14 protein-coding genes are annotated in these 15220 nt (G+C 46.0%); 2 read left to right on the forward strand and 12 right to left on the reverse strand.

The genetic code is table 11. The annotated features are described in order from the left end of the window. The first annotated feature begins 126 nt into the window (after window positions 1–126). Entirely contained in the window at window positions 127–1566 is a 1440-nt protein-coding gene (locus GPK58_RS00175; RefSeq protein ID WP_118752549.1) for a helix-turn-helix domain-containing protein, read from the forward strand. On the opposite strand, the gene GPK58_RS00180 is transcribed toward GPK58_RS00175, so the two are convergent. Genes GPK58_RS00180 through GPK58_RS13010 form a run of 3 tightly spaced genes read right to left on the reverse strand, consistent with a single transcriptional unit; the run spans window position 1563 to window position 7149 of the window. Then, window positions 1563–2342: a hypothetical protein gene (locus GPK58_RS00180; RefSeq protein WP_215637991.1), complete on the reverse strand. Its 780-nt coding sequence runs from the start codon at window positions 2340–2342 to the stop codon at window positions 1563–1565. The genes GPK58_RS00175 and GPK58_RS00180 overlap by 4 nt on opposite strands. Further along, window positions 2339–3613 (reverse strand): DUF5716 family protein, encoded by a 1275-nt coding sequence (locus GPK58_RS00185; RefSeq protein WP_015527093.1) that lies wholly within the window; start codon window positions 3611–3613, stop codon window positions 2339–2341. Before GPK58_RS00185 ends, GPK58_RS00180 begins: the two co-directional genes overlap by 4 nt. Continuing rightward, a complete protein-coding gene (locus tag GPK58_RS13010; RefSeq protein ID WP_252195730.1) occupies window positions 3610–7149 on the reverse strand; it encodes a DUF5717 family protein in 3540 nt (1179 codons plus the stop codon). The genes GPK58_RS00185 and GPK58_RS13010 overlap by 4 nt, the downstream gene beginning before the upstream one ends. Window positions 7150–7330: 181 nt before the next feature. Here GPK58_RS13010 and sigK point away from each other — a divergent pair, with 181 nt between their 5' ends. Continuing rightward, window positions 7331–7960, forward strand: a complete 630-nt coding sequence (gene sigK / locus GPK58_RS00195) for an RNA polymerase sporulation sigma factor SigK (RefSeq protein WP_059085391.1) — start codon at window positions 7331–7333, stop codon at window positions 7958–7960. A 54-nt stretch (window positions 7961–8014) separates the two neighbouring features. On the opposite strand, the gene GPK58_RS00200 is transcribed toward sigK, so the two are convergent. From GPK58_RS00200 to mtaB, 9 genes are all read right to left on the reverse strand, one after another. Next, complete coding sequence (locus tag GPK58_RS00200; RefSeq protein ID WP_215637992.1) at window positions 8015–9238, reverse strand: peptidase U32 family protein; 1224 nt, start codon at window positions 9236–9238, stop codon at window positions 8015–8017. After that, window positions 9198–9890: an O-methyltransferase gene (locus GPK58_RS00205; RefSeq protein ID WP_021652340.1), complete on the reverse strand. Its 693-nt coding sequence runs from the start codon at window positions 9888–9890 to the stop codon at window positions 9198–9200. The genes GPK58_RS00200 and GPK58_RS00205 overlap by 41 nt, the downstream gene beginning before the upstream one ends. Then, window positions 9887–10291 (reverse strand): endolytic transglycosylase MltG, encoded by a 405-nt coding sequence (locus GPK58_RS00210; protein ID WP_015527091.1) that lies wholly within the window; start codon window positions 10289–10291, stop codon window positions 9887–9889. The genes GPK58_RS00205 and GPK58_RS00210 overlap by 4 nt, the downstream gene beginning before the upstream one ends. Before the next feature lie 11 nt (window positions 10292–10302). Then, a complete protein-coding gene (locus GPK58_RS00215) occupies window positions 10303–10641 on the reverse strand; it encodes a YlbF family regulator (RefSeq protein ID WP_015527090.1) in 339 nt (112 codons plus the stop codon). Between the two features lie 4 nt (window positions 10642–10645). Then, window positions 10646–12280, reverse strand: coding sequence for a ribonuclease J (locus GPK58_RS00220; protein ID WP_044962008.1), 1635 nt, complete (start codon window positions 12278–12280; stop codon window positions 10646–10648). Window positions 12281–12561: 281 nt separating this feature from the next. After that, window positions 12562–12831 carry a DUF1292 domain-containing protein gene (locus GPK58_RS00225; protein WP_059086846.1) on the reverse strand — a complete coding sequence of 90 codons (270 nt, stop codon included), beginning with the start codon at window positions 12829–12831 and terminating at the stop codon, window positions 12562–12564. A gap of 92 nt (window positions 12832–12923) precedes the next feature. After that, window positions 12924–13376, reverse strand: a complete 453-nt coding sequence (gene ruvX / locus GPK58_RS00230; protein WP_092071282.1) for a Holliday junction resolvase RuvX — start codon at window positions 13374–13376, stop codon at window positions 12924–12926. 1 nt (window position 13377) lies between these two features. Beyond that, on the reverse strand, window positions 13378–13650 hold the full coding sequence (locus tag GPK58_RS00235; protein ID WP_015527087.1) for an IreB family regulatory phosphoprotein: 273 nt from the start codon (window positions 13648–13650) through the stop codon (window positions 13378–13380). 185 nt (window positions 13651–13835) lie between these two features. Further along, window positions 13836–15164, reverse strand: coding sequence for a tRNA (N(6)-L-threonylcarbamoyladenosine(37)-C(2))-methylthiotransferase MtaB (gene mtaB / locus GPK58_RS00240; protein ID WP_021652336.1), 1329 nt, complete (start codon window positions 15162–15164; stop codon window positions 13836–13838). Window positions 15165–15220: the final 56 nt, after the last annotated feature.

A 15220-nucleotide genomic window follows, 5' to 3' on the forward strand; every position in this document is an offset into this window, starting at 1 on the left:
TTTATTTTCAAAGAAAGACCTGCGCAATATGTGCTTCTAATTGTGCCTTGTTTTTTTGCAAATTATTGTAATTCATGATCTGTTTTCGTATAATAATGTCATATAAGCACCAAAAGGAGTACTACTATGTCTGATTTCAGCAACAAATGCCGGGAATACCTAAAGGATACAGGAGAAAACGTTTATCAGTTATCTGCTTCTTCGGGACTTGACCGTACCTCGCTACAACGTATGATCACAGGGAAACGTCTTCCCGGTATTGATTTTGTGCGCCAGTTCTGCGATTCCCTCCGGATCAATCCTTCCCAGCGCAGGGAACTGATGGAATTATATAAAATAGAAAAAATCGGAAAAGAAATATATTACAACCGCAAATATATACAGGAGCTTCTGGGTGTTATCAGCTCCCAGCAGGTCATTTCCCGGGAGGGTTTTCTCAGGCTTCCATCCTTTCCCTTTTACCGTGGAACTTTTTCTCTTGATGTGGAAAAGAAGGTCCTGAGCCTTTTTGAGGACATCCTGTCTTCCGGTTCTTCTGAAACGATCCGTACCAACCTTCCGGCCAACTGCCGGCTTCTTGTACAGATCTTTTCCCATCTTTATCCCAAATATGAGAAACTGCCACCGGTGATCCAGATCCTGCCGCTTCACCAGAACCCGTCCGCCTCACCGGATTACAACATGAATCTGGAAACCTTTCTCTGCACACTCCTTCCGATCCTGTCGGGTTTTGTGGGCTACCAGCCATATTATTACTATACTCAGACAGGCCGAGAGTTTTCCAGCTATGAACTGTTTCCTTTTTTCTTACTCACTGAAAAAAAGCTGCTGCTGTTATCCTCGGATATGATGACCTGTATTTTTACTGAAAATCCGGAAGCGATCCACGCATATCAACAGGAATTCCAACGGGCTCTTGAGAATTCCAGCCAATTCTTCCTGCAGTCGGATTCTCCGGACAGGATCCTTAATATCTTTGGTTCTATCATGCAGACAAAGATCTCAACAAATTTTGCACTGGAATCTCATCCCTGCCTTGCACTGATGTCCTATGGTCCGGGCTTTATTCAGTCATTGTTTGATAACAGGGATATCGATCTTTCCGATCCGGTCTATACCCAGCTGGCAGCGGTTCTGAACCAGACTTCCTTTTCTTTTACAGAAGCTGCCTTTTCCTGCAATTATTTTACACTGAGCGGGATCCGAAAATTTGCCCGTACCGGACTCCTTGACGGACCTTATTCCTACCATCAGACCCCTCTTCCGAAAGAAGAACGAAAAAAAGCCCTCAAGCATCTTCTTGACACAGATATGGGACATGAAAAATGCAGGATCCTGAAGCCTTCCATACTTCCTGAAACCGGGATCCATCTGGAAGTTCTGTCTGACTATTCCGTTTTTCTCTGCTTTCTTTCCGAAAAAGATACTTTTCTCTGTATCTATCTGAAAGAGACTAGTATCGGACAGGCCCTGAATGATTACCTCTGTTCCCTGTCTGAGGAAGAATCCGTATATACAAAAAAAGAAGCCCGGCAGATCCTGCTGGGACTTCTTGAACAGCTTTAAGAGCCGGTACTTCTGTGATATTCTCTTGTGAGATCCTCCAGGATCCTGTCGGTTTCTCCGGATGCGATATGCTGCTCCGGAAGACCGGCAAAGCTTTTCAGAGCCTGGTCTGTTTCCTGCCTTACCATTTCATCTGTCTTCAGATCTTCCTGTCGTTTCCTGTATTCTTCTTCACTGTGAACACTGCGGTAGGCCAGAAGATAAACCTTCATCGCTTTCTCTGAATGATTCTCCTTCCATGCTTTCCAAAAGCAATCCAGCGCTTTATCCATCTGGAACAGGTAACTGTATGCGCATCCCTGATTATGCAGGATCCTTTCACGCATCTCTCCGGTGATTTCTTTCCCGCCATGCTCCAGAAGCTTCTGATAAACACGGAGTGCATTCACATACATCCGATTCTCCATCAGCGCATCACCTTTGCGTTTCTCCCGTATTTCTTCAGATTCACGTTTTCTGGCTTCAATGCGCCCGTTTAAGGTCTTAAGCTCTTCATAAGCCAGATAATTGATCTCTTTAAATATCGGATACAGTACTTCTTCAAGTCCGGCCTCTCTTCCAATATAAGGTTTCAGCTTGGCCGCAAGCTTCGGAAGCTCCAGTTCTTCCTCCAGCCAGGTACAGAGCTTACTGCTGATCAATGAGCTGTCCACAAGATAAAGATTGTTATAAAGATAATAGCAGAGTTCTTCTATAGAATAGATATTGGTACTGATATTTTCGATATAAAACGGCTTCTCTGCCTTTTTTACCTGACATAAAATATATCCGCTCATGCCTGCTTCCTTTCTTCCTGCTCATCCCATCGTACCAGTTCCCTCCAGATCTTCCCACTGGAAGGATACATTTCGCCAAAGCCCAGATCCTCTACTGTGATCTCACAGTCTCTCGGCGATACGTATTTCAGCGTGAGGGAAAGCCTTGAAGTCCGATTAGGCCGCTTTGGCAGACCCTCAAGTGCCATGGCCACACGTTTCTTCTCGGTTTCTTCCGGAATACTTACTACAAATACCAGTTCACTGGTATCATCCAGGATCAGCTCGCAGGATGCACTGCATTCATACCAGTTGCTGCCGCTTTCGATCAGCGAATAGTAAGCCGGAGAGCCCATCACCCGCATATCCATTCCTACGTCCGCAGTCACCAGCGAATCACTTAAATAGCGGTAACCTTTGAGTTTTTTATCCTCCAGCCTGTCCTTACCGGCTATACAGGCTCCCTTTGCAAAAAGATTGTTTCCGTAAAAAACCTTCCGTCCCTGATGACACAGGAGCTTTACAGACTGCTGTGCCCACTGCTGGTCAAATCCTTCTCCCGTGATCTGCACACTGGAGAAGAGCTCTTTGCCGAGAGTCTTACTGATAAAACGGTAAAATTCCACATCACGGATCTCTTCTTCCGGTTCAAGCTTTGTACTGACCGGATCCTCCAGTTTTACAAGCACCGGTCTGGAAGAGCCGTTGATGGTCAGCTTCCGGAAGGTTACCGTATCGCCTGCAAAGGCATACCAGCCTACACTTCGATTCCAGGTTTCCCGCTTCTGTCCCAGTGCATAATAATAAAAGCTCTCGCCATAGTCCATAAGCATATATTTCTCACGGGAAAAACCTGCAAGGCTGCAGGCCTTCTGATAATTCCGTACCTGAAGTGTACTAAGCTCCGGCGATGTGATACAAAGGCACCGGGTATTCTTTACGATATCCTGGATTCCCAGAAATTTCAGGATTCCCCTTAGAAAATGTGCTAGAAGCTCTGCCGGCTCTTTTTCCTCTCCTGCCACCTGGATCTTTTCTTCCTTCTGACAGATATCATAAATATTTCCGATCATGATCCCGCCCTTTTCCCTGGCAAAATACTCTGCTTCCAGGCCTACGCAGTAATCACCGTGATCGGTACGATAGCAGATACAGCCCGGAGCTTCGTATTGACTGGCTCCTACCTTCATGGAAAGAGAACGGGCTTCTTCTGCTTTTCTGTCATAATAACAGATCTGTGTGTATTCTTTTCCAATATCAATTCCTATGATCAAGTCACGAATTTCATTCATCTTTCCGGTTCCTTCTCTATGACAAACATTTCATTAACGTACTGTTCCTGCCGGAGATACTGTGCCAGCTTCTCCTTCACTTCCGTGTCTTTCTCCAGTTTCCTTGCACAGAGTATCTGATTGATCAGCTGATATTTGCTGGATGCCTGGTCATTACTCTGGTTCATGGTCAGTATTTTTTCTTCCGTTTTGTGTACACCGGTTTCATCTTCTGTCTGGAAATAATATCGCAGGGTCTCTCCATAAAACAATGTAAATGCTCTGGCAAAAATTCCCTCATAGATATTTTTGAGCGGTTCACTTTTATAGTCCGGTACAGTTCCAAGTCCTGTATCCAGGGAATAATACAGTGTGACCAAAGTCTCCGGTGAAGTATGATACTCTACAAAAGTCTTATCATCCAGCTGATACGGTCGCAGGATACTCTGATCCAGATTCCGGAAAAACTCAAATAGCATTCCTTCCTTTACACAGGAAGAGAGGATTTTTTCCTCCATTTCCAGATTTTCTTCATCAGCAGTTTTTTCTTCGGAAAGCAGTTTCAGAAGGGTCAGGTCACAGATCCGGTCTCCGGGCCACTCCTTTTCTCTGCGATTTTTCAGATACTCCTTAAGTCCAGGCATCTCCGGCATTTCTTTTACAAACATTCCGTAAGACATCAGAGTCAGATACGCACCGATCACACTCTCTTTTCCGGAATGGCGGATATATGCTTTCAGGATATCCGCACCCTCTGGCCGATAATCCCAATTAAACATCAGAAGAGAAAGGATCCTCTCCTCCAGATTATAGGTATCCATATCAAACCCACAGGCACTTTTCCAGATATCCAGAAGTTCATCCACAGGTCCAAACCGGAATTTCATCAGATACATGAGGATCACTTCATCATAGATTCCCTGTCGGTATACATGAGAGGAAAGTGCGATCAGCTCTTCGTCTTCCGCACAGTCACAGCGGATGATCATACGGCTTACCAGCTTCAGAAGAGCACGCTCCTCTACTCCTTCAAATCCAAATGCTTCCACCACGCTCATAGCCTGCGGAAACAGTCCCCGCTGGATCAGGATCTCCAGAAGGGTTTTCCGGTCGACCATGGCATATTCCCGATAATCCATCATCTCCAGACAGGCATCCAGATCTTCTCCCTGCACGTGATCCCGATAATAATCCAGGATCTTTTTGCGGATCAGCCTCTTATATTCATCGGTAAACGCCGGTGAAAGGACCAGTTTCTGAAAAATTCCCAGATTCTTACGACTGATCTCCTGACCCTGACAGTAATACAAAAGCACAGCCGGTTCATCCGCTCCTTTTTCCAACACTGCCGGAACCATCTCACGATCATCAAAAAGTGGTGTCAGATTATAATCTACCGTAGCAGCATAACGTCTCTGTTTTTCATCCTGAAATACAACGGCCGCATCTTCGCTGCAGATCCTTGGGTAAGCGATTCCATGGATACACGGATAGATTTCTTCCTGTTTCATCTGTCTGTGACGGACGATCACACTGCGGACCTTCGGATCATCCGTATACAGCCGGCAGGTAAACATTCTGGAGGCGATCACCTGCGCTTTTTCGCTGTCCGATGGTTCCCGCATGAATTCCTGATAAACAGCGGCATAATTTTCATTCATCCGGCCTTCCCGTAACTTACGGAAAGCAAATTCCTCCATGCTTTCACGATAACTTTCGTATGTCTGTGGATCACGTTCCTTCCCTGCAATGATGCATGCATACAGATAGGCACGCTTGGAATCACCGAGAGTATTGTTGTTATAGGTAAAATACATCAAAAGCGGTTTCGGCAGGACTCTCCGATAAGAAGTATCCAGTGTTTCCACATAATATTCATACAGCCGTGTGATCCGGATCCCGCGGTCCACGGCAGCGGAAAACCACTGAAAATATTCCGGTTTTCTTGGATTTCCCTTCATAATATATTTACAGATAGCTTCCACGGTATCATCCGACGGAAAGGCTTCACATCCCATGGCCATAGCACGGTACAGACTTTCGTTAAAAGCTTTCTCATAACCGGAAAGATATGCCAGGCGCATGACCAGCTCTTCCGTCAGCATCTGTTCTTTTCCTGCAAAAAGGAATACCTGGGCCCAGAACCCATTGATTCGATGCAGCAGAGACATATCTGCACAAATACGGTTCCATGCTTCCAGATACAGAAAAGGACTTGTACATCCCCGCTCAAAAAGTTCCTCCATCAGAAAGATCTTTTTTGACGGAGAAAGCGTATGATCCATTTCAAATACCAGTTTCAGAAGGATAAAGCTGTCTTCCTTCTGCATCTGGAAATTCTGTACCTTGCGGAGGGCCTGTTCCTTATCCCGGTACAGCCCGGTCTGTGTACACAGATACAGATAAATCCCTGCCAGTTCCAGTTCATTGTGATGAAAGGATTTATTCTGATAACGCTCAAGGATTTCTGAAGCCTGGTCATCTTCTCCTTCCAGATGAAGAAGATAGGCTTCCAGAAGCTGATATTCCGGATATTTCAGTCCGTTTTCGCCCATACGGTCAAGCTTCTCATGAGTAGAGGCTGTCCAGGCCTGAAAATCTGTTCTTTTACAGAGATATCCCAGGTATTCCTTCATCAGAGATATCCGGTACTGTTTTTCCAGAAGATCCAGGTTCACGGCACTCTCAGTTCCTCTGGATGCAAGAACGTGATATACCAGTTTCTGGTATGGGGTTTTTACAATGATCTCGCCGTACTGATTTCCTTTTCCCAGTTTTTCCTGGCGGATCACATAGTTTATTTCACAGGTACTTCCGATAAAATCCTCTTCTGTGACCACATGCTTGCCTGCCTCCAGAAAATCCCCGTTTACCTCAATATCTGCCCGCAGGTGTCCCCATCCGCTCCTGTGGATATAAAGGGATTCCTGAACAGATTCACTGACATCATAAAAACTCGCCTCTTCTCTGTTCAGACTCAATGTCACCTTTTCTTTGGCACCGGCTGCGATCAGAAATTCCTCCAGATGCTGATAGGTCACCGGCTGCTGTGACATTCCTGCATAAAGAGAACGGATCTTCTCGCTCTGATCACTCAGGATCAGGGAAAAATGGCGTTCTGTAAAGATCCGGTAAGCCTCATGGAAATCTTCCCTTGCAATGTGCAGAAATTCTTCCAGAGAAGATACCTTTCTGCCTGCACTCTTCACCTCTTCCGTCTGTACCTGTACAGTGAACGGCAGCTTATATTCTCCGATACTGGTAGTAAAACACAGCCAGCCTTCAAAGCTCTCTCCCGGCTTCATTCCCTCTGCATCTACCCCATAAGGCATGCGCACTGTGGTTCCGGAAAAGCGGTCAAATCCGGGCACCAGTCTCCGGTCAGATGAAGTCACAAAGCCACTGATCCTGCGGTTGTCATCGGTACCGAAATAAATCTCATCCTTTGTAGTCTCTCCTGCCTTCAGCGTAGCGAAAATACGGTCCTGTGAAAACAGAAGCTTAGGCTGTTCATAAATAAATTTTCCGTTAAGAAGCTGTTCTATCCTCTTTTTCAAAATATATACTCCTCATCAATATACACTGATTGTTGTCACTCGTATTTTATGATTATACACCAGATCAGAATGTGGCGCAACAGGTGTTCGCCTCTGTCCTTTTTATAAAGTTTCTGTTGGAAAAGCACGAAAAGCACGTCCGGCTCATAAGCTATAAGGAAATCCCCTTTGAGGTGAATCCTTGAAAACCTTTCTGAAACCGCTTTCTTTTGCGGAAGAGCAGTTCTATCTTCTACAGCTCCAAAGGGGCGATCCGGAAGCAAAAAATATCCTTATCGAACACAATCTCCGCCTCGTAGCACATGTTGCAAAAAAATATCAGGGATGTGACGAGGATCAGGATGATCTAATCTCCATAGGCACCATAGGTCTGATCAAAGCCATTTCCACCTTTGATCCCAGCCGGACTTCCAAGCTTTCCACTTATGCTGCACGGTGCATTGACAATGAGCTTCTCATGATGTTCCGTGCCCGCAGGAAACGTTCCAGAGAAGTTTCTCTCTATGAACCCATCGGCACAGACCGGGAAGGCAACGAGATCAGCCTTCTCGATATCATTGAAAGTCCACCCGTTGATGTTGTGGATGATTGTTTCAAAAGGGACAGCATTTCCTATCTTCTCCGTTATATCCGGACAGTACTCTCCCCAAAGGAATACCAGGTGATCTGCTGCCGCTACGGTTTGAATGGTCAGGAGCCACTGACCCAGCGAGAGATTGCTGAAAATCTCTCCATCAGCCGCTCCTATGTATCCCGTATCGAAAAGAACGCTCTTCGAAAACTCCGTACTCTTTTTCCTGAAAATCAGTAAAGGGGAGAACGTTCTTTTCGTTCTCCCCTTTACTCTCTTATCCACCCTTTCGGATCATTCACCTCTTCGGAGAATATCAAATACCTCCGGCATCTCAGTCAGTTTCACATAGATCCTCTGCTGAGCATGTGGTGCACTCTCCATAGCTTCGCCCTCTTCATTATAAATGGCTTCCACTGTGACCGAAATATTCCTTCCGTCCGGTTTCATGATCTCGATGGTCTCTCCTACAGAAAACTTGTTTCTCTGTGTCAGTCTTGCCAGACCTCTCTCATCGATCTCTTCTGCAAATCCAAGATATGTGTATTCTCTTACATATGTGTTGCTGTCATAGATCTGGGTATTCTCATCCGGCTTTCCGTAGAAAAATCCGGTGGTAAACTGACGGTAGGTACAGTTTGAGATCTGCTCCTGATACCACGGCATATTTGCATGATATTTTTCCGGACTTTCCATACAGTCATCAATGGCTTTGCGGTAGGTTCTTGCCACTGTTGCCACATAAAGAGCTGTTTTCATACGTCCTTCGATCTTCAGGCTGTCAATACCGCTTGTAAGGATATCTTCCATATGTTCTACCATACAGAGATCCTTGGAATTAAAAATAAAAGTTCCTCTCTCATTTTCAAATACCGGCATGTATTCTCCCGGACGCTTCTCCTCCACAACAGAATATTTCCATCTGCAGGGATGGGTACAGGCTCCCTGATTGGCATCTCTTCCTGCCATAAAGTTACTGAGAAGACATCTTCCGGAATAGGAAATGCACATGGCACCGTGAATAAACGTTTCAATCTCCATATCCTCCGGAATATGTGCCCGGATCTCCCGGATCTCTTCCAGAGAAAGCTCTCTTGCACTTACCACACGTTTGGCACCAAGGTTATACCAGAAACGGTAAGTCTCATAATTGGTATTATTTGCCTGTGTACTGATGTGACGCTCGATCTCCGGGCAGATTTCCTTTGCATACATAAAGATTCCCGGATCTGCGATGATCAGTGCGTCCGGTCCGATCTCCTTCAGTTCCTGAAGATATTCCCTTACACCCTCAAGATCACGGTTATGCGCCAGGATGTTTACTGTCACATAAACCTTTACACCATGGGAATGGGCAAATGCGATTCCCTCACACATATCTTCTTTTGAAAAATTCTTAGCCTTTGCACGAAGTCCAAAAGCTTCTCCGCCGATGTAAACAGCATCTGCACCATATATGACGGCAACCTTTAAAACCTCAAGGCTGCTCGCCGGAACCAATAGTTCTGGTCGTTTCATAAACCTGTTCTCCTGTTTTTACACTTACAGCCGCTCCGTCTCCAAGAGGAAGCACCGATGTACGAAGCACCGGACTGTGAGTCAGCTGCCAGAGATATTCTCTCATTCTTTTATAGATTGTACGGTTACGCCGTTCCACAAGATAATGAGATTCAATAATATCCCCTTCCTGCAGCACGTTGTCAGATACCAGCACGCTTCCCTCTTTCATCAGTCTCAGCACGTCAGGAAGCCAGTGGATATACTGGCCCTTGGCTGCGTCCATGAAGATCATATCAAAGGTTCCGGTAAGATTCTTCAGAATCTCTCCGGCATCTCCCTCCAGAAGCGTGATCTGTGACTCTCTTCCTGCGCGCCTGAAATTATCCTTTGCGACAGGAATTCTTTTTTCATAATTCTCTATGGTAACAATTTCCATATCTTCTGGCCCATACTCACACATAAGAAGTGTGGAGAAGCCTACGGCAGTCCCCACCTCCAAAATGCGCTTCGGTTGTTTCAGTGCCAGAAGCATCCTCATAAAGCTCTGCATATCTCTCCGGATGATCGGCACCCGGTCTGCAAGTGCCTTTGTCTCCAACTCCTGCAGAAATGGAGTATTCCCCATATCCAGTGAATTGATATAGGTCTGCATGCGTTCTTCTACGATCACTGGCTGTTCGATCCTTCCTTGCTCTCTTCTCCTGACAGCACTGCAATGATCCTAGTCGGTGTATAAGCTGTACTGAGAAGGTATGTACCTGCTTTGATCTGTCCGTGATATGCGGACATTCTTTCCTGTATGGTAAATGCAAGCGCATCCTTGATAAGACCCTTCTGCTCCAGTGTCTTGCCTACTTTATATGCAGAGGCACCTTCTTTTATGACTACCGTGACCTGCTGTCCCTCTCCCGGGCTCATAGCCTGCTGGTTAAACACATCGTAGCCAAACTGATATGCTGATTTTCCAACCCAGATCAGAAATACGATAATAAAGATATATACAGCGGTTTTAAATACCCCTCCAGCCAGAAAAACGCCGGCCCTGCCAACCTTGTCTCTTGTGTCTGCCATAGTCTTTCCTCCTATAAGTCAGGAATCTGTATGTCGATCCCGTCCACCAGCGTCCTGCATATCCGCTGCATCAGTCTGCACAGCGCAAGCTCTGCGTCGAGATAGGCATTTACTTTCAGGTTCTGTCTCAGACTTGCAGACTCCTGATTGAGCTGTTCCGCAATATGGAACAGCTCATCCTTGTCTGAATGATTCTGCAGTCTGAAATTATCTCCACGGAATCTCATCACTCTGGCTTTCAGCTCAGGATCCGCTTCAAGCTGGGCTGCCTGTTTCTGATATTCCTGATATTCATCGCTTCTGTGCACAGCATCGAGAAGCTTCTCGATCTCCATGCTGATCTCATCCATGAACCTACGCCTCCATAATGATAGGCAGGATCATAGGATTTCTCTTGGTCCGTTTCCACAGATACTCTCCAAGGGCATCCTTGACCTCGGTTTTGATCTTGCCCCAGTCCGTGATATTGTTCTCCAGGCAGGAATCCAGTGCAGTTTCCACAACCTGTCTGGCATGCTCCATAAGATCCTCAGATTCTCTTACATACACAAAACCTCTGGAAACGATATCCGGACCTGCGAGAACTACATTACTGTGGCGCTCCAGTGTCATAACTACGATCATGATTCCATCTTCAGACAGGTGCTGACGGTCACGGAGTACGATATTTCCCACATCGCCAACGCCAAGTCCGTCTACGAAGATCGCACCTGTATGAACGCTTCCTGTCACCTTGGCATCCTGTCCGTCCAACTCCAGAACATTTCCGGAAGAAAGGATAAAAATATTCTCCTTCGGGATTCCCAGATCTTCCACAATGTGTTTCTGTGCAGTCAGATGACGGTACTCACCATGGATCGGAATGGCATATTTCGGTTTTACGAGGGAGTAGATCAGCTTGATCTCCTCCTGGCAGGCATGTCCGGAAACATGGACATCCTGGAAAATAACCTTGGCTCCCTTCATAGACAGTTCGTTGATGACCTTGGAAACTGCCTTTTCATTTCCGGGGATCGGATTGGAGCTGAAGATGATGGTATCGTTAGGCTTGATCGTGATCTTCTTATGGATATTGGCTGCCATACGGGAAAGTGCCGCCATGGACTCACCCTGACTTCCGGTTGTGATCAGAACCACCTTGTCGTCCGGATAATTCTTCACCTGATCGATCTCGATCAGTGTGTTCTCCGGGATCTGCAGATAGCCAAGCTCTGACGCTACGGAAATAACATTGACCATACTGCGGCCTTCCACAGCAACCTTTCTTCCGAACCGGTATGCAGTGTTAATGATCTGCTGCACACGATCCACGTTGGATGCAAAGGTTGCAATGATGATCCTGGATGTACGGTACTCATTAAAAAGATTATCAAATACATGTCCCACTGTACGCTCGGACATTGTAAATCCCGGTCTCTCTGCATTGGTACTCTCACACATCAGTGCAAGCACACCCTTCTTGCCGATCTCTGCAAAACGCTGCAGATCGATGGCATCTCCAAATACCGGTGTATAATCAACTTTAAAGTCTCCTGTGTGTATCACGATTCCCACCGGTGAATAAATAGCAAGTGCGGATGCATCCTGGATACTGTGATTCGTTTTGATAAATTCCACAGCGAAATCCCCAAGATTGATCACCTGCCCGTGTTTTACCTCTTTCAATTTGGTAGAACGCATAAGGTTATGCTCTTTCAGTTTGTTGCGGATCAGTCCCAGTGTCAGTTTGGTAGCATAGATCGGAACATTGATCTCTTTCAACACATACGGAAGAGCTCCGATATGATCCTCATGTCCATGAGTGATCACAAATCCCTTCACCTTGGAAATATTTTCCTTAAGGTATGTTACATCCGGAATGACCAGATCGATTCCCAACATATCGTCCTCAGGGAAAGAAAGACCACAGTCTACAACTACAATACTGTCGCCATACTCAAAAGCGGTAATGTTCATTCCGATCTGCTCCAGACCGCCAAGTGGTATGATCTTAAGCTTGGATGTTGTTCTGCGGCCGGTTTTCCGACCGGATGGCCTGCCGCCGGTCTTTGCCGGTTTCTGTGTGTTTCTGCTGTTTTTTACAGCGCCACCGGCTGCTGTTTTCTTTGCTGTTGGCCGGAAAGGCTTATCCTGACGGTTTTTGCTGCCACCACGATACTGTCTTGTTCTTGATCCGGCATTCTTTTGTCTTGCTGCGGTTCTTCTGGCACCGCCTGCGGAAACTTGTACTCTGCTCTCCGCATTTTTGTTGTCATCGTTGTTCTCGCTTTTCAAAAATCGCTCCTCCATTCAAAATTCACGTCATCCAGCATCTGCTGAAAAACTGCATATACAGCCTGAAGTTCGTCATCATCCTCGACCATCTCATAACAGGCTTCTGTGCTTCCCGGAGCTGAAATATCCTTCAGAATATATGCGTCTGCTTCCTCATCCTGTGAATCGGACACCAAAAGATAAGTCACACCCGCAATATTGGTCTGCTCCTCTACGTAAAACTCAGCAGCTGTGCCGTCGTCTGACTGAAATATTATTTTTTCCATATTTAATTCTTCCTTATCCGTTCTTGTCAAGCGGATATTCACAATCCGCATTTGCTACCTGATCCGCTCAAAATATCTATTTGCGTTTCCGATCATTCTTCCACGCCTTCCTGCTGCTCTCTTCTGTGTGCGGCAGCATCCAGATATCCCTGCAGGATAAAGACTGCTGCTACCTGATCCAGATACTGTTTACGGTCTTCCTTATGCACACCGGTCTCCTCCAGAGTACGGTCTGCCGCCATGGTAGTCAGTCTCTCATCCCACATAACAACAGGCAGACCCGTACGTTTCTCCAGCATTTCCTTAAACTCCAGAGATTTCTCGGCCCGCTCTCCTACTGTATTGTTCATATTTTTCGGGTATCCCAGAACGATCTCCGTAACCTGATACTCCGAAATGATCTCTTCAATACGTGCCAGAGTACGACGAAGCTTGTTTTCCTGCTTGCGCCATACGGTTTCCACACCTTGGGCTGTTAGACCAAGGGGATCGCTCACTGCAACCCCAACGGTCTTCGAGCCATAGTCCAGTCCCAGTACTCTCATATTACCGTTCCCAGGACTTATTCTTGATATACTCGGTGAGAAGCTCCTCTACCAGCTCATCACGCTCCACCTTCATGATCATGCTTCGCGCACCCTTGTGGCTTGTGATGTAGGTCGGGTCTCCGGACATAATATATCCTACGATCTGATTCACCGGATTGTAGCCCTTCTCATCCATTGCATTGTACACCAGATCCAGGACTTCTTTTACCTGAAGCTCCTGATCCGGTTTTGTTCTGAAATACTGTGTATTTCCCAGATTATTCTCTGCCATTGTCTCTCACGTCCTTAAAATATATTCTTTTTTATTTTAATATAAATTTACATAAATTACAATCTTAAATTTAACGAGGATTGCGAATACAAACTGTCAACGTTACTGTTCACTCCGTTCTCAGTAACACGCTTCGCAAAATATTACCAGTGAACAAACAACCTTTCAACATACGATCCCGTTCTTCACTCCACGGCTTCACCGGTCATGATATGCTCTTCAAGAAAGCCTTCTGCCTTTACGATTACGATATCATTTACGCCATAAGCTTCCGATTTCGGTACAGCAGTTTTTATATACTCCCGGCTGTGTCCCAGATACCAGGTCCGTCCATCCTTTGTATACTCTTCCTCGATCAGTACCTCCAGGTTTTTGCCAAGCATGGATTTCTCATAATCCCCTGCATGACGATGATGCAGCTCGATCATCTTCTCACTGCGGAAGGATTTCTCCGCCTCTGTCAGCTGTCCGTCCATGGCAGCTGCCTTTGTTCCCTGTCTTCTTGAATATTTGAAGATATGAGTCTCGTAAAAACGGATGCTGTCCACAAAATCATAGGATTTCCGGAATTCTTCCTCCGATTCCTGCGGAAAGCCTACGATCACATCCGTTGTCAGTGCCGGATTTCCATACACTTCTCTTAAAAGCTCACAGCGTTCTCTGTATTCCCCGCTTCTGTATCTGCGGTTCATCCTCTCCAGGGTCTCATCACAGCCACTCTGCAGAGAAAGATGGAAATGCGGGCATACCTTCGGCAGCGCCGCGATCCCTTCCGCAAATTCTCTTGTAACGATTCCCGGTTCCAGCGATCCCAGACGGATACGCCTGATTCCTTCGATCTCATGCACAGCACGGATCAGAGAAAGCAGTGTCTCTTTTTTCTCCTCCGGGAAATCCACTCCATAGGAGCTTAAATGGATTCCTGTAAGGACCACTTCCTTATACCCTTTTTCCGCAAGTGCACGGACCTCCTTCAGCACACTTTCAATATTCCGGCTTCTGACACGGCCTCTTGCATAGGGAATGATACAGTACGTACAGAACTGATTGCATCCGTCCTGAACCTTGATATATGCCCTTACATGTTCTGCTGTATGATCAATGGAAAGTTCCTCATACTCTTTTGTCTGATTGATCTTGATCACATGGGAACCATGGCCCGGTTTGTTTTCCGCATATTCGGCCAGTGCCTCCACAATATTGATCTTCTGGTTATTTCCCAGAACAAGATCAATGGCTTCGTCTTTTTCCAGTTTCTCGCCACCGGTCTGTACATAACAGCCCGTTGCCACCACGATCGCTTCCGGATTCATTTTTTTTGCTTTGTGGAGCATCTGTCTTGATTTTCTGTCTGCAATATTGGTTACTGTGCAGGTATTGATCACATAAATATCCGCTCCCGGCTCAAAAGGCACGATCTCATATCCCGCCTCCTCCAGAAGCTGCTGCATGGCCTCGATCTCATAGGCATTTACTTTGCAGCCCAGGTTGTGTAATGCAACTTTATTTCCCATTTTTCCTCACTTTTTTTACACTTTAACTAATTATTAAAACAATTTTTATCTCTTTT

It is taken from the genome of Blautia sp. MCC270, assembly GCF_018785605.1.
Lineage (GTDB): Bacteria > Bacillota > Clostridia > Lachnospirales > Lachnospiraceae > Blautia_A > Blautia_A fusiformis.

Bases quoted from the DNA above. Each gene is read 5' to 3' on its own strand.
- GPK58_RS00175 (WP_118752549.1), top strand. From the start codon at position 127: ATGTCTGATTTCAGCAACAAATGCCGGGAATACCTAAAGGATACAGGA.
- GPK58_RS00180 (WP_215637991.1), bottom strand. From the start codon at position 2,342: ATGAGCGGATATATTTTATGTCAGGTAAAAAAGGCAGAGAAGCCGTTT.
- GPK58_RS00185 (WP_015527093.1), bottom strand. From the start codon at position 3,613: ATGAATGAAATTCGTGACTTGATCATAGGAATTGATATTGGAAAAGAA.
- GPK58_RS00200 (WP_215637992.1), bottom strand. From the start codon at position 9,238: ATGAAACGACCAGAACTATTGGTTCCGGCGAGCAGCCTTGAGGTTTTA.
- GPK58_RS00210 (WP_015527091.1), bottom strand. From the start codon at position 10,291: ATGGCAGACACAAGAGACAAGGTTGGCAGGGCCGGCGTTTTTCTGGCT.
- GPK58_RS00215 (WP_015527090.1), bottom strand. From the start codon at position 10,641: ATGGATGAGATCAGCATGGAGATCGAGAAGCTTCTCGATGCTGTGCAC.
- GPK58_RS00225 (WP_059086846.1), bottom strand. From the start codon at position 12,831: ATGGAAAAAATAATATTTCAGTCAGACGACGGCACAGCTGCTGAGTTT.
- ruvX (WP_092071282.1), bottom strand. From the start codon at position 13,376: ATGAGAGTACTGGGACTGGACTATGGCTCGAAGACCGTTGGGGTTGCA.
- GPK58_RS00235 (WP_015527087.1), bottom strand. From the start codon at position 13,650: ATGGCAGAGAATAATCTGGGAAATACACAGTATTTCAGAACAAAACCG.
- mtaB (WP_021652336.1), bottom strand. From the start codon at position 15,164: ATGGGAAATAAAGTTGCATTACACAACCTGGGCTGCAAAGTAAATGCC.